At 72.9% G+C, this 16738-nt stretch carries 13 protein-coding genes; 5 read left to right on the top strand and 8 right to left on the bottom strand.

Going from position 1 to position 16738, the window contains the following annotated elements:
• Positions 1 to 157 precede the first annotated feature (157 nt).
• Together IEZ07_RS07345 and IEZ07_RS07340 are read right to left on the bottom strand one after the other, a co-directional pair.
• Complete coding sequence (locus tag IEZ07_RS07345; RefSeq protein ID WP_191894050.1) at positions 158 to 1135, bottom strand: malate dehydrogenase; 978 nt, start codon at positions 1133 to 1135, stop codon at positions 158 to 160.
• A 42-nt stretch (positions 1136 to 1177) separates the two neighbouring features.
• Positions 1178 to 2635, bottom strand: a complete 1458-nt coding sequence (locus tag IEZ07_RS07340; protein ID WP_191894049.1) for an MDR family MFS transporter — start codon at positions 2633 to 2635, stop codon at positions 1178 to 1180.
• 56 nt (positions 2636 to 2691) lie between these two features.
• Between IEZ07_RS07340 and IEZ07_RS07335 the strand changes: the two genes are divergently transcribed.
• Positions 2692 to 3216 (top strand): PadR family transcriptional regulator, encoded by a 525-nt coding sequence (locus IEZ07_RS07335; protein WP_068896738.1) that lies wholly within the window; start codon positions 2692 to 2694, stop codon positions 3214 to 3216.
• Between the two features lie 201 nt (positions 3217 to 3417).
• Here the strand turns inward: IEZ07_RS07335 and IEZ07_RS07330 are convergent, their stop codons facing one another.
• On the bottom strand, positions 3418 to 5742 hold the full coding sequence (locus tag IEZ07_RS07330) for a serine/threonine-protein kinase (RefSeq protein WP_191894048.1): 2325 nt from the start codon (positions 5740 to 5742) through the stop codon (positions 3418 to 3420).
• Between the two features lie 278 nt (positions 5743 to 6020).
• On the opposite strand from IEZ07_RS07330, the gene IEZ07_RS07325 reads away from it, so the two are divergent.
• The gene (locus IEZ07_RS07325) at positions 6021 to 7616 is read left to right on the top strand and encodes an RNA polymerase sigma factor (protein ID WP_191894047.1); all 1596 of its coding nucleotides are present in this window, start codon (positions 6021 to 6023) and stop codon (positions 7614 to 7616) included.
• Positions 7617 to 7644: 28 nt separating this feature from the next.
• On the opposite strand, the gene IEZ07_RS07320 is transcribed toward IEZ07_RS07325, so the two are convergent.
• Positions 7645 to 8178: a hypothetical protein gene (locus IEZ07_RS07320; protein WP_191894046.1), complete on the bottom strand. Its 534-nt coding sequence runs from the start codon at positions 8176 to 8178 to the stop codon at positions 7645 to 7647.
• 64 nt (positions 8179 to 8242) lie between these two features.
• Between IEZ07_RS07320 and IEZ07_RS07315 the strand changes: the two genes are divergently transcribed.
• Together IEZ07_RS07315 and IEZ07_RS07310 are read left to right on the top strand one after the other, a co-directional pair.
• Complete coding sequence (locus IEZ07_RS07315; RefSeq protein WP_191894045.1) at positions 8243 to 10012, top strand: hypothetical protein; 1770 nt, start codon at positions 8243 to 8245, stop codon at positions 10010 to 10012.
• The gene (locus tag IEZ07_RS07310) at positions 10009 to 11973 is read left to right on the top strand and encodes a WD40 repeat domain-containing protein (RefSeq protein WP_191894044.1); all 1965 of its coding nucleotides are present in this window, start codon (positions 10009 to 10011) and stop codon (positions 11971 to 11973) included. The genes IEZ07_RS07315 and IEZ07_RS07310 overlap by 4 nt, the downstream gene beginning before the upstream one ends.
• A 144-nt stretch (positions 11974 to 12117) precedes the next feature.
• On the opposite strand, the gene IEZ07_RS07305 is transcribed toward IEZ07_RS07310, so the two are convergent.
• The 3 genes from IEZ07_RS07305 to IEZ07_RS07295 form a co-directional block, all read right to left on the bottom strand.
• Positions 12118 to 13332 carry an NADP-dependent isocitrate dehydrogenase gene (locus IEZ07_RS07305; RefSeq protein ID WP_191894043.1) on the bottom strand — a complete coding sequence of 405 codons (1215 nt, stop codon included), beginning with the start codon at positions 13330 to 13332 and terminating at the stop codon, positions 12118 to 12120.
• A gap of 117 nt (positions 13333 to 13449) precedes the next feature.
• Positions 13450 to 13725, bottom strand: a complete 276-nt coding sequence (locus tag IEZ07_RS07300) for a DUF3017 domain-containing protein (RefSeq protein ID WP_191894042.1) — start codon at positions 13723 to 13725, stop codon at positions 13450 to 13452.
• A complete protein-coding gene (locus IEZ07_RS07295; protein ID WP_191894041.1) occupies positions 13722 to 14843 on the bottom strand; it encodes a citrate/2-methylcitrate synthase in 1122 nt (373 codons plus the stop codon). The genes IEZ07_RS07300 and IEZ07_RS07295 overlap by 4 nt, the downstream gene beginning before the upstream one ends.
• Positions 14844 to 15024: 181 nt before the next feature.
• Here IEZ07_RS07295 and IEZ07_RS07290 point away from each other — a divergent pair, with 181 nt between their 5' ends.
• The gene (locus tag IEZ07_RS07290; RefSeq protein WP_191894040.1) at positions 15025 to 15681 is read left to right on the top strand and encodes an FHA domain-containing protein; all 657 of its coding nucleotides are present in this window, start codon (positions 15025 to 15027) and stop codon (positions 15679 to 15681) included.
• Positions 15682 to 15836: 155 nt separating this feature from the next.
• Here IEZ07_RS07290 and IEZ07_RS07285 read toward each other — a convergent pair whose 3' ends face one another.
• The gene (locus IEZ07_RS07285; protein WP_191894039.1) at positions 15837 to 16694 is read right to left on the bottom strand and encodes a bifunctional methylenetetrahydrofolate dehydrogenase/methenyltetrahydrofolate cyclohydrolase; all 858 of its coding nucleotides are present in this window, start codon (positions 16692 to 16694) and stop codon (positions 15837 to 15839) included.
• Between the last annotated feature and the right edge of the window lie 44 nt (positions 16695 to 16738).

Here is a 16738-nt window from a genome sequence, read left to right as displayed (position 1 = left end):
GTCATGGCTCCGCCATCACCGGGGCATCTGACACGAAAGAGCCCCGGAATTCACCCTGGAGGTCCGGGGCTCCTGCCGTACGCCCGCGTCCTCGCCCGGATCAGGCCGGGGCCCGGACGGCACGCGGACGGCGTCGCGCTCAGATCAGGCGTCGCGGTCAGATCAGGCCGAGGGCGCGGACGGCGTCGCGCTCCTCCACCAGCTCGCGCACCGAGGCGTCGATGCGCTCGCGGGAGAAGGCGTCGATCTCCAGGCCCTGGATGATCTCCCACCTGCCGCCGCGCGAGGCGACCGGGAAGGACGAGATGATGCCCTCGGGGACGCCGTAGGAGCCGTCGGACGGGATCGCCGCGGAGGTCCACTCGGTGCCGTTGACCCAGTCGAAGACGTGGTCGATCGCGGCGTTGGCGGCGGAGGCGGCCGAGGACGCGCCCCGGGCCTCGATGATCGCGGCGCCGCGCTTGGCCACGGTCGGGATGAAGGTGTCGCGCAGCCAGGCCTCGTCCACCTGCTCGGCCGCGATCTTGCCGCCGACCTCGGCGTGGAACAGGTCGGGGTACTGGGTGGCGGAGTGGTTTCCCCAGATCGTCATCTTCTTGATCTCGGTGACCGGGACCTGGAGCTTGGCCGCGAGCTGGGAGAGCGCGCGGTTGTGGTCCAGCCTGGTCATCGCGGTGAAGCGCTCGGCCGGGACGTCCGGCGCGTGCTGCTGCGCGATCAGGGCGTTGGTGTTGGCCGGGTTACCCACCACGAGGACGCGGATGTCGTCGGCCGCGTTGTCGTTGATGGCCTTGCCCTGCGGGCCGAAGATGCCGCCGTTGGCCTCCAGGAGGTCGCCGCGCTCCATGCCGGCCTTGCGCGGCATGGCGCCGACCAGCAGCGCGACGTTCGCCCCGGCGAAGGCGACGTTCGGGTCGTCGGTGATCTCGATGCCGCTCAGCAGCGGGAACGCGCAGTCGTCGAGCTCCATCGCGGTGCCCTCGGCGGCCTTCACCGCCTGCGGGACCTCCAACAGGCTCAGCTTGACCGGGACGTCAGCGCCCAGCAACTGGCCCGACGCGATGCGGAACAGCAGCGCGTAGCCGATCTGACCGGCGGCGCCGGTGACGGTGACCTTTACGGGAGTCTGGGCCATGACCTTCCCCCACTCGAAGGATGAATTCTGACGCTGGGGATGTTACTCCGCGGGCCGGGGCGGCCCTCCGGCGAGTGCCCCGATTCGCCCGCCGGGCAGTGCCAGCAGCGCGGCCAGGGCGAGCACGGCCCCGGCCACGGCGAGCCAGGGGACGACGGCGGCCGTCGCGGCGGCGTGCGCCGCCCCCGGGCCGTGCGACGCGGCCTCGTCGCGGACGACCGCGGTGTAGAGGCCGCCCGCCAGGGCCAGGGCGACGGAGCCGCCGATCTGCCGGAAGAAGGTCAGGTTCGCGCTCGCCGTACCGATGAGGCGCGGCGGGACCGCGAACTGGACCGCCACCGTGAGGCCGGACAGCATGGGTCCCATACCCAGGCCGAGCAGGGCCATCCAGCCGGCCAGGGCGAGACCGGAGGTGGCGGTCGTGAGCCCGGCGCAGAGCAGCCCGCCGACCGCGATCAGGAAGGGGCCGGCGACCAGCCAGGGCTTGTACCTCCCGGTCCTGGAGATGAGCGCGCCGGTGACCACGCTGCCCGCCACCATCCCGAGCATGAGCGGGTAGATCCTCAGGCCCGACTCGGTGGCGCTGAGCCCCAGCGCCTCCTGGAAGTAGCGGGGCAGGAATACCACCCCGGCGTAGAGGCAGAAGGCGGTGAGGAACGAGGCGGCGTTGGCCAGGGCGTAGGTCCGGTCGCGGAACAGCTCCAGCGGGATGATCGGCTCCGCGGCGCGCCGCTCGACCAGGACGAACAGCACCAGGCCCGCGGCGGCCACCGCGACCGGCCAGAGCACCGGGGCGTCGGTCCACGACTGGTCGCCCCGGCCCTTCTCGGTGAGCCCGACGAGCAGCGCCCCGATCGCCCCGGTGAACACGGCGATGCCGAGGTAGTCGGGACGGGCGCCGCGGCCCTGCCCGGCCGTGTGCGGCAGCCGCGCCACGACGATCGCGAGCACGGCCAGGCCGATCGGCAGGTTGACCAGGAACGCCCAGCGCCAGCCCGCCGTGTCGGTGAACACCCCGCCGAGGAACGGCCCGGCGATGTAGCTCAGCGCCATCACCCCGCCCAGCGCGCCCTGCACCCGGCCGCTCCGGCCGGGCGGGAACAGGTCGGCGACCAGGGCCAGTGAGAGCGGGAGCAGGGCGCCCGCGCCGAGCCCCTGCAGACCCCGGAAGGCGATGAGCTGGGTCATGTCCTGGGCCGCGCCGCACAGCGCCGAACCGGCGAGGAACAGCCCCACGCCGACGATCAGGAGCGGCTTGCGGCCGTAGACGTCGGAGAGCCTGCCGTACAGGGGGACGGTGATCGTGGAGGTCAGCAGGTAGGCCGTGACCACCCAGGTGTAGAGGTCGGCCCCGCCCAGCTCCTGGACGATCCGGGGCAGCGCGGTGCCGACGATCGTCTGGTCGAGCATCGCCAGGAACATCCCGCCCAGCACGGCGAGCAGCAGCAGCCCGTCGCCGGGACGGGTCTCCGCGGGAGGAGTCGATATGTCAGTATCCACATGTAGATATTTATATGTCAGTTCTTACATGTCAATCCGTGGCTAGGATGGACGGCATGTCCCTGCGCATGGCGCTCCTCGGCCTGCTGACGGCGTCAGGCCCGGCGAGCGGCTACGACCTCACGAAACGCTTCGAGAGCTCGGTCAACCACGCCTGGCACGCCGGGCACAGCCAGATCTATCCGGAGCTCGCCAAGATGGCCGCCGACGGCCTGGTGACGGTCGGCGAGGAGGGGCCGCGCGGCCGGAAGACCTACACGGTCACCGAGGAGGGCTCCCGGCGGCTGCACGACTGGCTGGTGACGAAGGAGCACTTCCGCCCGGTCCGCGACGAGGGGGCGCTGCGCGCCTTCCTGCTGCCCATGCTGGAGCCGGAGGAGTCCGTGCCGCTGCTCCGCAGGGAGGCGGGGGTCTACGCCGCCAGGCTGGCCGAGCTGGAGGCGCTGGAGGCGTCCAAGCCGCGGGAGCGGGAGACCCGCTTCGGGAGGTACGCCCTGGACCTGGGGATCCGCCAGATGCGGATGATGCGGGACTGGGCCGAGGAGACCGCCGACCGGATCGAGCACGCCGCCCGGGGTTAGCCGCGGCGGGAGCCCGCGACCGGTCCCGGCAGCGGGTCGCGGCCGGTCGTGATCGGTCCCGGCCGGAATCGCCGCAGGTCACCGTCGGTCCCGGCAGCGGGTCGCGGCCGGTCGTGATCGGTCCCGGCCGGAATCGCCGCAGGTCACCGTCGGTCCCGGCCGGGGGTCTCGGCCGACCGTGATCGGTCCCGACCGGCCCCGTCAGCCGCAGTCGGCCATGGCGGGCTGCGCGTCCTCCCGCGTGGGGAACTCGACGCCGGGGAAGTGCTCGTCGAGCATCTCCTTGATCCTGCCCTCCCGGTAGAGCCCGGCGATCACCGCCCGGACGGCCCGGCAGGCGCGCTCGTCGCCCTTCTTCAGCGCCACCGCGTAGCGCTCGTCGGTGAGCTTCAGGCCGAGCACCCTCTTGGGGGTCGCCTCCCGCGCGGGATCGGCGTATCCGGCCAGCACCAGGTCGTCGCCGGGGACCGCGTCGACCTCGCCGGCCAGCAGCTTGTCCATGCACTGGGCGTAGTTGCCGGCGGGGACCGGCCTGAGGCTGGGCACCGCGTCCCGCACCACGCCCACGGCGGAGCTCCCGGCCGGCGCGCACAGCCGCCGGTTCTCCAGCCCGGCCAGGGAGGCGATCGGCGAGTCGTCCCTGACGAGCACGTCCACGTGTGCGAGGTAGTACGGCCCGGCGAACGTGACGTCGCCGTCCTCGTCGATCGGGTAGGTCGCGACGACCATGTCGACCTCTCCGCTCGCCAGCAGCCCCGGCCGCTCCTGCAGGCGGGTGGCCCGGAAGGTGACGCCGCCGGCGGGCACCCCCAGCTCCCGGGCGATCTCGGTGGCGAGGTCCACCTCGAAACCGGCCCACCTCCCGCCGCTCTGCAGCGCGATGCCGGGCAGGAAGTCCCGCATCCCGACGGTGAGCCGCTTGGTCACGGCCACCCGGTCCACGAGCGAGTCGCCCTTCGTCCCGCCCTGCCCGCCGGTCTGCCCGCCGGTCTTCTCGGGCCCGGGTCCGGAGGCGGTCCCGGTGAGGAACGACGGGCGCCAGCCGGTGGCGTAGGCGGTCGCCGCCCCCCCGATCAGCAGCACGGCCACCACCAGGGCGATCCAGCGCGCCCGGCGCGGACGCCCGGAGGCGCCGGCGGCCCCCGGCTCCTCGAGCGGGACGGGACGGGTCGCCTCCCAGCCCGGCGGCCCGGCGTCGGAGGACGGCGGACGGTCGAACCGCCCGGGACCCGACGGACCGGACGGGCGGTACGGCGCCGTCTGGTCGGAGACGTACGGCGCGGGCCGGTCGGAGGCGTACGGCGCGGGCTGATCGGATGCGAAACGCGGGTCCCGGATCGGCGGATCCGTCTGGTCGGAGACGTACGGCACGGGCTGATCCGGCGCGAAGCGCGGATCCCGGACCGGCGGATCCGGCCGGCCGAAGCGCGGATCGCGGAACCCGGTCGAGGGCACCGCGGGCGGCTGCGGGCGCGAACCGGGGACGCGCATGACGCTGGTGGCCTCGCCGGCCTCCCCGTCCTCGTCCCCCTGCCCGTCCGGGGTCCCGGCGGAGCCCTCCCCCGGGCCGGTCCCCGTCGGCCCGGCCTCAGAGCGGGTCCCCGCCTCCGGATCGGGCCCCGTGCCGGGCTCCTTACCGGACCCCGCGGGGACCGGTGCCGCCGGGCTGGCGAGCTGCACGCCCCGGGTGAGCACCGCCGGGGAGGCGTCGCCCGCCTCGGGGTGGCCGAGCAGGCGCAGCAGGACCCGGTCGGCCGAGGGCCGGGCGGCGGGGTCCTTGGCCAGGGCCGCACGGACCGTGCTCCGCAACGGCTCCGGCATCATGCCGACGTCGACCTCCTGGGTCAGGATGCGGCTCAGCACGACGGCGATGGAGCCACCGCCGAAGGTCATCTCACCGGTCGCCGCGTACGCGATGGTCGCCCCCCACGCGAACACGTCGGTGTACGGCCCGACGTCGTCCCCGGAGACCTGCTCCGGAGCCATGTAGGCGGGGGTGCCGACCGCCCGGCTGGTGATCGTCCCGGTGGAGTCGATGATGCGGGCGATGCCGAAGTCGACCACGCGGGGGCCGTCGGCGGCCATGAGCACGTTGTCGGGCTTGAGGTCCCGGTGCACGATCGAGGCGTGGTGGATCGCGGTGAGCGCGGTGGCCGTGCCGACCGCCAGCCGCTGCAGCGGGGCGCCGCTGAGCGGGCCGTCGGCCTCCACGACCTGCCGCAGCGACCTGCCCTCGATGTACTCGCTGGCGATGTAGGGGGTGTCACCCTCCAGATCGACGGCGACGACGGCCGCCGTGCAGAACGAGGCGACCCGCTGCGCCGCCCGCGCCTCACGCGCGAACCGTGACCTGGCGATCGCGTCACCGGAGAACTTCACGTGCAGCAGCTTGATCGCCACCCGCTCCCCGGCCGCGTCCGTCCCCAGGTAGACGACCCCCTGACCGCCCTCCCCGATCCGCCCGACGACGCGGAACGGGCCGAGCTGGCGCGGCTCCCCCGCTCCCAGTGGCTCGATCTGCGGCATCTTCTTCCCTACGGTCTCGCCCGGCTCCGATGGGAAAAACTTTACGTCCCGGCGAGGGCCCGTCCCTCCGCGTTACCCCGAAGTGACCTCGCCGCGCCCGGTCCCGGCGCCCCGGCACGGGACCGCCTCCCGGACCGGACGGCGCCGACGGGGGCACACGGACGGGAACGCACCGGTACGCTTCCAACCGGCCGACTATTGACAATCGTCCCGATTTGGCGCTCCGGCTACCTGGATCGCTACCGTTTGATCTCCCCAACCATGCGGAGTAAGGCCCAATGCGCCGATATATCGGTTTTCGCGACTTCGTCCAGCGCGATCAGCGTTCCCTCGTCGGCACCGGACTCCTGCTCACCGGCAGCCACGAGCAGGCCATCCGGCTGGCCCTGCGCGCCTACCGCACCGTGGGCCTGGCCTGGCCCCCCACGCCGTGGGAGAACCCCGCCACGCACGCCCACACGGCGCTCTACCGCGCCTTCCTCCGCAGGCCGACCGCCGCCGGCGCCACCGCCCTGGTACGGCTCCCGCCGCGCCGCCGTCTCATCGCCGTCGCCTGCCTCCACGACGGCAGGACGCCCGAGGAGATGGCCGACGTCCTCGGCCTGCCCGTGGAGGCCGTGGAGTCGGAGCTCACCGAGGCGCTCGACACCCTCACCAAGGGGGACCGCAGGCGCCTGGTCAACCGGTTCGCCACGCAGGCGGGCGAGGCCTCCGTCCCCGACCTGTCCGACCGGTCGCTGGCGGACCTGCGCCGCCGCGGCAGGCGCAGGGTCCTGCTGACGGCCGCCGTCCTCACCCTGCTGGTCGGGTTCATCGTCACGCTGACCCCGCAGGGCCAGGTGTGGACCACCGCGCTGGCCGCGGGCGACCGCGGCTCCGGCGCCTCGGCCGCGGTCCCGCAGGCCGCCACGGCCTCCTCCGGGCCGTCCGCCCCCGGATCGGCCTCCGCCTCGCCCTCCGCGGAGCCCTCCGCCGGAGGGACCGCACAGCCCGCCGTACCCGCCGCGTGGAAGGCGCCGCGCACGTCCTACGTGATCCGCTACGCGGTCCCCGGCGAGTGCCGGGGAGCCCGTCCCGCGACGCCGTACGCGGGGAAGGTCCTCTGCTCGGGCTGGACCCTGGCCATGACCTCCGACCGCCCGTCGAAGGACCGGCCCGGTCTGCCCAAGGCGACCTGCGAGCCGGGCGGCTGCAGGGCCACGCTCCACGTCCCCGACGCGGTCCAGGACCTGGGATACGGCGACGACCGCTCGCGGGAGCTCGGCCCGGCCGTCAGCCGGGACGGCCGGCGCCTCGCCTACCTCAGCGCGGCGGAGCTCCGGTACGTCGCCCACGACCTGCCGAGCGGGACGAAGCGCTACCTGTCCCCCGCGCTCACCCCGGCCGACCTCGAGCACACCTCCGTCGCCGTCTCCCCGGACGGCCGCCACTTCACCGTGCGCCTGGCCGACCGGCGGCTCCGGACCGACTTCGCCACCGGTTCGACCTCGCCCGTGCCCGCCGGGGAGACGACGCCCGCGGAGAGGTCCGCGGGCTGGCTCGACGAGGAGTACCCGGGCTGGGCGGGTTCCCCCAGCGGGAAGTACGCCGCGGCCGCCGTCTCCGGAGAGCCCGGCAACGACAGCCTCCACATCGTGGACGCCGCCTCCCGGCGGACCGTCAAGCGCCTGCCGCTGTCCCCTCTCGGTGAGCCCGTCTCGGCCGAGGCCGTGCACTGGCTGAGCGCCCGCGAGGTCGTCGTCGAGCTGACCGGCCGGACCAGCCGGGACATCCTGGGGTTCTACCGGGTCGACGTGCGCAGCGGCCGGATGCACCGCCTGGCCGGGCTCCCCGGCGACGACCGGATCGCCATCGGCGCGGCCGCGGACCGCTGACACGCCGGCGCGGAGCGGACGGCACGAACTACTCGAGCTCGCAGACGGACGTGACCGGACCGCGGATCCACGGTGGCGTGTCCTCGGTGAAGGGCACCCCCGCCTCCGCCGTCCCCCACCACCGATCCACCCGGACCCGCAGATCGATCGTCTCGGGAGCCGTCCCGCAGTCGGTGACGGCGTAGGAGAGCGCCAGCGGCAGCGTCTCCCCCGGTTCGATCACCTGGGGCAGGTGCACACCGGCGGAGCGCAGTGCCAGCCCCGGGCTCGCCCCCGACACGCCCGTGACCGTGACCGGCAGGTATCCGTCGTTGACCACGACCCTCTCCTCCTTGACGAGGAGCAGTTCAGGCCGTCCGAGGTCGTCCTTCCGCATCTCCCCCTGACCGTCCTGCCAGCGAGCCGAGAGCCGGGGCACCAGTGCGCCCGAGTTCCAGGCGACCAGGCCCGCGACGATCAGGACCAGGCCCACGCAGCCCGCGACCGCGAACCGGCGCCGGTCGCGCGGGGTGAGCGCCCCCGCCTTCGAGTCCCACTGTGCCAGGACATGATTGGAGATCACCGCAGCCCCCTTACCCGCCGGTAATTGATCATGTTAGATTTCCGGCTCGGACGGAAGGGGGACCGTGCTCTCGATCGCGCTCGTGCTCGCCCCGATCGCCCTGGCCGTCGTTCCACCGCTCATGGATCAGGTCGAGCCGAAACACGTCGAGCGGTTCGCCCTCCGCCAGGGCCTCGCACTGACGCCGTCCAACGGCGACCGCGTCCTGACCTACATCCGGGTGACCCGCCGCTGGCGCTCGCTCGGCCTGGTCTTCGGGCTGCTCGTCGTCCTCGCCGGGTTCACCGCCGAGTCGATCGTGCTCCGTCCGCTCCCCGTCTTCCTCGGCTGGTTCGCCGGCGTCCTGGTCGCGGAGGTACGGCTGGCACGGGCCAGGCCGTCCGGGCGCGGGGACCTCGGCCTGCGGCTCGTCCCTCCGGCGGTGGCTCTGCTGTGGGCCGCGGGCGCGGTGGCCGCGGGAACCTTGGCCTGCTACGGAATGGTCCGCTATCTGAGGTTCGGCACGGACGCCGCCGCCCTGCCGTGGGCCGCGGGCGTGGCGACCGTGGTGACGGCCGTACCGGTCCTGCTCCGGGGGTTGCGGACGCGGCCGCTGACCGATGAGCCGGCCGACCGGGTGGCCGCGGAGATCGCCGCCCGCTCCCGGTCCGCGCACGTACTGGCGGCCGGAGGGGCGGTCGCCGCCCTGTGGTGCGGCTTCCGGAGCATGCCGCCGGACACGCTCGCGGCGTCCATCCTCCTGGTGAGCCTGGTGGTGCCGTTCGTCGCCCTGGTCATGGGCACCCATTCGTGGCGGCCCGTCCCCCGCGCGCACCGGGAACACCGGTGGGCGGCTCCCGCGACCGCCGTCGCGACGGTCACCGCGGCCGTCGCGCTGGGCGTCGTGCTCGCCTGGTCCGTCCCGGCGCCGCGCTCTCCCGACGCCGTCACCTGGAGTGCTCCCGAGGGCAGGGAGGAGACCTCGTCCCGGCCGATCGCCCACGCGGCGCTGCCGGAGTGCGGAACCCGGCTGACCTTCCGGAGGTGCGCGGCGTGGGAGCTGTTCTCGGTGGACGAGGGGCCCGACGACCCGGGCACCTCGGTCATGGCCCTGCAGGCCGCGACGTTCGCCGGGCGGCACGGCCCGCTGCCGCGCCCCGCGCCGTTCGCGCTCAGCGGCGACGGCTTCCACGCCGTCTACCTGCACGCCCGGACCCGGCGGATGGTCCACCAGGACCTGCGCACCGGAGTCCGCCACGACCTCACCGGGCCGCTGGCCGACGCGGAACTCCCTGTGCCCGTGCTCTCGCACGACGGCCGCCACGCCGCCCTCACCACCTCCGGGCCCGGGACGGGCACGACCCGCCTGGTGAGCACCGGCGGCGGCCGGGGTGTGGAGGTGCCCGGGATCGCGCGGGTGCTCGGCGTCGGCTCGCGGGGGTTCACGGCGGTCACCCTGCCCGAGGGCGACAAGGCCGAACTGGTCACCGTCGGCCCGGACGGCGCCGTGCGCACGCGGGTGCCCTTCGACCCCGCACCGGCCGCGGGCCTCTTCCCCGACGGACGCCGCCTGCTGGTCCTCACTGAGAACGGCGAGGCTGCGACGGTGGACCCGGCCACCGGGAAGACCGTCCGCAAGGTGAAGATCCGGGTCGAGCTCTCCGAGTTCGGCGACGCCCCGGAACTGCTGGGCTGGGACGCGCACGGCCGCTTCCTGACCAGGCTCGACCTCGATGACGCCGATGACGAACTGCGGCTGGTCGACCCGGCCACCGGGAAGGCCTCCGAGGCCGAGGGGATCAGCCTGAACGAGAGCCACCGGTTCCCCGTCCTCGGCAAGGTCGACCCCTGGTGACCGCCCCCTGGGGTCCGTGGCGCCGATACCGGTGGCCGACCGCCGGCGCGGTCGCCGGTGCAGCCGTGATCGGCCTGGCGCTGGCCTTCCTGGTGGACTCCGGATCGGCCGGTCCCCGCCCGCTGACCGGCCTCTGGGAGCCCCCGCCGCTCCCGGTGACCGTCAGCTACGCGTCCCCGCGATGCCGCTACGGCCCGGGCCCGGATCCGCAGGTCTCCGCCTGCTCCGGCTGGCGGCTGGCCGTGCGGTCCGGGGAGTCCGTCGAGGGCGCGGAACCGGTCGAGGGGAACGGCGCGCTCCGGTCGATCGAGATCCCCGACGCGGCCCAGCAGCTCCGTGTCCCCGGCGGTCCCGTGCTCCGGCCTCCGCTCCGGGTGAGCGGCGACGGCCGCCGGGTCGCCTACTTCAGCACGACCGAGCAGCACTTCGTCGCCCACGACCTGCCGAGCGGCCGGAGGGTCGGCCTGAGTCCCCGGCTGCTGGACGGCATCACCGCGCGGGAGCGGATCGGCCTGCACGTCTCGGCGGACGGCCGGTTCTTCGCGGCGACCCGCCTGGGCAGGTCGCCGCAGGTCCACCTCACCGACTTCACCACCGGCACGACCACCGCCCTGGACGGCGTCTGCGAGGTCGTCGGCCTGGGCCGCGACGCCCGCAGGATCATCGGTGTCCCCTGCTCTGGTGATCCGTCCGAGGTGGAGGACCCGTCCGAGCTGTACGACCGTACGACATGGGCGGTGTTCGACCGCAGGGGCGAGCAGATCGGCACGGTTTCCGAGCGGGTCCGCGGCTCGGGCGTGAACTCCGCCCTCGTGGCGGCGGACGGGAAGCACTCGGTCGGGCTCTACAGGGAGGCGTTCGGCGGCGAGTACGGCCCCGATTACCAAGAGAGGAGCTCCGAACGGCACGATGTGCTGGCCGTGAGAGACCTGCGCTCCGGTGAGGTGGTCGATCTCGTCCGGCTGCCCGAGATCGACCACGGCTGGTCCCACCGGGGCATGGTCGGCGACCGGGCGCTGGTCTCGAAGGTGTCGGATGACGATTTCCATCTGGTCGACCTCTCCACGGGGGCGATCAGTCCGGTGACCGACCAGCCCGCCTGGTCCGATCCGATGACCGTCTTCGGCGCCCCGGCGACGGGTCCGGCGACCGGCCCGCCCGTGCCGCCCGAGCATCCGCTCCCGACCGCCCCGCCGTCCGGTGTGGTCTCCGGTTGCCGGGGAAGCCCGTGCGGGCGCTGGCACCTGGTCACGGCGGCGGTACCGGAGCCGCCGATGCCGGGGGCGCTCGCCGTACCGTCCCTGTTCGCGGTCAGCCGGGACGGACGTCGCCTGGCCTACGGCCGTGAGAAGGACATGCGCCTGGTCGTCCACGATCTGAAGACCGGAAAGGCGATCCCCGCCTCCGGCCCGCTCGACCCCGACATCGGATGGGAATCCGACCAGCCCCGGCTCTTCTTCACGCCGGACGGCCGCCGGTTGGTCTATCAGTCCGGGGAGGGGCAGCCAGTCGAGATCACCGACACCCGGACGGGGCGGCGGTCGCGGTCCCGCGTCGGTCCCGGTGACGGCCTCATCGGCTGGACGTCGACCGGGCCGGTGGTCCACCGGGTCACCGCCGGCGAGGACGGGCCCTACGAGAGCGAGCTGCGATTCCTCACCCCCGGCGGGAAGCGCCTGCGGACCATCCGTACGGACGGCTGGCCCGGCGGTCCGCCCTCCGGCGTCTCCCCCGATGGGCGCAGGGGGGTCGCTCCGAGCGGCGAGGAGGCGCCGCTGATCATCGACGTCGCGACCGGGCGCGAGGTCCGGACCGACATCACCCGGTACGGCGGCCGGCGCCACTGGATCTTCCAGGGCTGGGTCACCTCGGACGAGATCCTGGTCAGGACCGAGGGGACCGCGACGCGGGAGTACGGCGTGCTGACCCTCTCCACCGGCGAGCTGGACATACTCCGGTGAGCGCGCCCGGTCCGGGGGGAACGGGCCGGACGGGCTCACCGGGGCTGAAAGTCCGGGAAAGCGGGAGGGGGCCGCCCGGTGGGCGGCCCCCTCCTTGTGCCGACGGGGACGGTCAGACCGTCCCTCCCCTGATCCGGAAGGCGGTCAGGCCATCTTCCGCTTCAGGTTCTCGTCCAGGGCCGCCAGGAAGTCCTGGGTGGTCAGCCACTTGGCGTCGCCGCCGACGAGCAGCGCGAGGTCCTTGGTCATCTGGCCGCCCTCGACGGTCTCGATGCAGACCTGCTCCAGCTTCTCGGCGAAGTCGGTCACCGCGGGGGTGTTGTCGAGCTTGCCGCGGTGGGCCAGGCCCCGGGTCCACGCGAAGATCGAGGCGATCGGGTTGGTGGAGGTCGGGTTGCCCTTCTGGTGCTCGCGGTAGTGACGGGTCACGGTGCCGTGGGCGGCCTCGGCCTCGACGGTGCGGCCGTCGGGCGACATCAGGACCGAGGTCATCAGGCCGAGCGAGCCGAAGCCCTGCGCGACGGTGTCGGACTGCACGTCACCGTCGTAGTTCTTGCAGGCCCAGACGTAGCCGCCCTCCCACTTCATCGCCGCGGCGACCATGTCGTCGATCAGGCGGTGCTCGTAGGAGATGCCGGCGGCCTCGAAGTCCTTCTTGAACTCGGTCTCGAACACCTCGGCGAAGATGTCCTTGAAGCGCCCGTCGTAGGCCTTCATGATCGTGTTCTTCGTCGACAGGTAGACCGGGTAGTTGCGGGCCAGGCCGTACCGCATCGACGCGCGGGCGAAGTCGCGGATCGACTCGTCCAGGTTGTACATCGCCATGGCGACGCCGGCGCCCGGGAAGTCGAAGACGTTGAGCTCGATCGGCTCCGAGCCGTCCTTCGGGGTGAAGGTCAGCGTCAGCGAGCCCTCGCCGGGGATCTTGACGTCGGTGGCGCGGTACTGGTCACCGAAGGCGTGACGGCCGATGACGATCGGCTTGGTCCAGCCCGGCACCAGCCGCGGCACGTTGGACATGATGATCGGCTCGCGGAAGACCACGCCGCCGAGGATGTTGCGGATGGTCCCGTTCGGGGACTTCCACATCTTCTTGAGGCCGAACTCCTCGACCCGCGCCTCGTCCGGGGTGATGGTGGCGCACTTGACGCCGACGCCGTACTGCTTGATGGCGTTGGCGGAGTCGATCGTCACCTGGTCGTCCGTGGCGTCGCGGTGCTCGATGCCGAGGTCGTAGTACTTCAGGTCGACGTCGAGGTAGGGGAGGATCAACTGGTCCTTGATGAACTGCCAGATGATCCTCGTCATCTCGTCGCCGTCAAGCTCGACGACGGGGTTCTCTACCTTGATCTTGGGCATGCGTGTGGTTCCCCTTCTGAACTGACACGGGCCAGACAAGTCCTTTTGAGGCTCACTGGCCGTTGAGGCTATCGGACGGGTGCGCGCGGCCTGAGGGCCACCCGGTCATCCGACGACTTATCGCGGCATGAGCCACGGATACTCCAGCAGCAACGACCCGGCCATCAGCGCGGCGCCGAGGACGGCGAGCGTGACGGCGTCGGTCGTCTTCTTCCGTACGGCCAGCCGTCCGCCTCCGGCCAGCCTCGTCGCGGCGCCCAGCATGATGACGGCGCCGAGCGTGAATCCCCCCCACTCGACGTCGACCAGCACGGCCGCGGCGACGGCGACGACCGCACCCGCAAGCACCAGCGGGTACGGTCCCCAGCGGTCGTCTGTCGTCCTGGCGTTCACCGCTCGCCGATCGGCTTCCACTTCTGGTCCCGCTCGCCGATGTACTCGCTGTCCGGACGGATCAGCCGGTTGTCGGCGTGCTGCTCGATGACATGTGCGGTCCATCCTGACATGCGGCTGACCGAGAAGACCGGAGTGAACAGGTCGGTCGGGATGCCGAGGTAGTGGTAGACCGTCGCGGCGTAGAAGTCGACGTTCGGGTAGAGGCCCTTCGTCTCGAAGACGACCTCCTCCATCTCCTTGGACATCCGGTAGTACGTGTCGTCTCCGGAGGCCTCGGCGAGCTCCTGCGACATCTTGCGCAGGTGCGTGGCACGCGGGTCCTCGGTCTTGTAGACGCGGTGCCCGAAGCCCATGATCTTCTCGCCGGCCGCGAGCCTGTCGCGTACGGCCTGCGCCACGCCGCTCGGGTCCAGTGCCTCCAGCGTGCGCATGACCTGCTCGTTGGCGCCGCCGTGGAGCGGGCCCTTGAGCGTGCCGATGGCGGCGACGACGGCCGAGTGCATGTCCGACAGGGTCGCGGCGCAGACGCGGGCGGCGAACGTCGAGGCGTTCATCGTGTGGTCGGCGTGCAGGACGAGGCAGGCGTCGAAGATCTCCACGGCGCGGGTGTCCGCGGCGCGGCCGGTGATCTGCAGCAGGAAGTTCGCCGCGACGCTGAGCGCCGGGTCCGGCTCCGGGATCCGCGTGCCGGTCCTGGCCGCGTGGTAGCGGGCCACCAGGAGCGGCTGCTGCGCGGTCAGCCGGGCGGCCTTGCGCCGGTTGGCCTCCGGAGCGTTGGAGTCCTTGTCCGGATCGTCCGCGCCGGCGAGCGAGACCAGCGTGCGCAGCGCCTCCATGGGCGCCTGCTTCGCCGCGACCTCCGCGACGTTGGCTTCGACGAGGGCGCCGAGCGTGCGCCCCTGGACCAGCTCCGCGCCGTAGGCGGCCAGTTGCTCCCGCGTGGGGAGCGTGCCGCACTGCAGCAGGTGCGCGGTCTCTTCGAAGGTGGTACGGCCGGCCAGATCGTGGATGTCGTATCCGCGATAGAAGAGGCGACCGGCCTGACCGTCGATGTCACTGAGCGCTGTGGACGCGGCTACGACATCGGCGAGGCCTTTGGTGGGCTTGTCCGCCATGAGTGTTTCCTCCGCTTATCTTCCCCGGAAGTCTACCCGTGAGCAGGGGAAACCTTTTCGAGAGGTCCAGACCAATTTCACGAAGGATTCTGCTTCTGGCAAAGGAGATTCCGCATCCCCTCGTTTGGGTAAGCCGGAGCTGTAGTAACAGTTACGGCGGGCTACCTGGGGAGGAACTGCCGTGGAGGGGCCGTTCATACGCATCGAGGACACCGGCGAGGTGGTCCCGTTGCGCCCCGAGATCACGACGGTCGGGCGAGGCCGGGGAGTCGACATCCGGCTCACCGATCCGAGCGTGTCCCGGCTGCACGCGGAATTCGTCCGGCGCGGACCCTACCTGTACGTCGTTGACCTGGGCCTGTCCCGCAACGGCACGCGGGTGAACGGCAGGCCGATCGCCCGGAGGGTCCTCGACGACGGCGACGTCGTCTCCTTCGGCGCCGCGCGGGGCCGGATCGGCGGGGTCCCGCGCGAGGACTTCGTCCCCGAGGTCGAGCTCCGCCGCGCGGCAGCGCCGGAGCTGACCAGGCGGGAGGTGGACGTGCTGACGTCGCTGTGCCGCCCGGCGCTCTCGGACGAGGCGTTCGTCGCCCCGGCCACGGCTCGGGAGATCGCGGACGATCTGGTGGTGACGGAGGCGGCGGTCAAGCAGCACCTCCTCCGCCTTTACCAGAAATTCCGGATTCCGGAGGGCACCAACCGGCGCACCAGGCTGGCCAATGAGGTCGTGGCCCTGGGGCTGGTCAGGCCCACCCCGGTCGTGCCGCCCCAGCGGGCGACCGGCGGCGGCGCCGAGCCCTCGCCGGCGCCGACCACCGTGGGCCGCCGGGCGTCCTGACCGGCCGGCTCCGGGCCCGCGACGCGGTCCGTCCCGGGGCGCTGCCGGCTTCCGGTGCTCGGGCGATCCGGACGCCGGGACCGTGGCGCTTCCGGGGCCGTGGACGTGGTGTTTCCGGGGGCCGTGGCGCTTTCGGGGGCGGGGCGTGATGGGCGTCAGGCCGTCCCGGCCTGGCGCTCGGCGGCCTCGACCACGTTGGCGAGCAGCAGGGCCCGGGTCATCGGGCCCACCCCGCCGGGGTTGGGGGTCAGGAAGCCCGCGACGTCCGCCACGTCCGGGGCGACGTCACCGGCGATCTTCCCCTCGACCCGGGAGACGCCGACGTCGAGCACGGCCGCGCCGGGCCTGACCATGTCCGCGGTGATCAGGTGCGGCACGCCCGCGGCGGCGACGACGACGTCGGCGCGCCGGGTGTGGGCCGCCAGGTCCTGGGTGCCGGTGTGGCAGAGGGTGACGGTGGCGTTCTCCGAGCGGCGGGTCAGCAGCAGGCCGAGCGAGCGGCCCACCGTGATGCCGCGGCCGACCACGACGACCTCGGCGCCCTTGAGCGGCACGCCGTACTCCTGCAGGAGCAGGACGATGCCGTGCGGGGTGCAGGGCAGCGGCGCGTCGACCATGTGCACCAGGCGGCCCAGGTTGACCGGGTGGAGGCCGTCGGCGTCCTTGGCCGGGTCCATCCGCTCCAGGAGCGCCTGGGTGTCCAGGTGCCGGGGCAGCGGGAGCTGGACGATGTAGCCGGTGCACTCGGCCGAGGCGTTGAGGTCGTCGATGACCTCCTCGACCTCCGCCTGGGTGGCGTTGTCCGGCAGGTCCCTGCGGATGGAGGCGATGCCGACCTCGGCGCAGTCGCGGTGCTTGCCGGCGACGTAGATCTGGCTGCCGGGGTCGTCGCCGACCAGGACCGTGCCGAGCCCGGGGGTGATCCCCCGCTCCTTCAGCGCGGCCACCCGCTCCGCCAGACTCGCCTTGATCTTCGCCGCGGTGGCCTTGCCGTCCAGAATCTGCGCGCTCATGATGCCAACTTTCTCATGAGATCGTCCGTGCCCGGCCGTCGGCA

Source organism: Planomonospora parontospora (genome assembly GCA_014647935.1).
In the GTDB taxonomy this organism is placed as follows: Bacteria; Actinomycetota; Actinomycetes; order Streptosporangiales; family Streptosporangiaceae; genus Planomonospora; species Planomonospora parontospora.
Note: the sequence above shows the minus strand (reverse complement) of the source record. Positions and strands in the feature narration are given on the sequence as shown.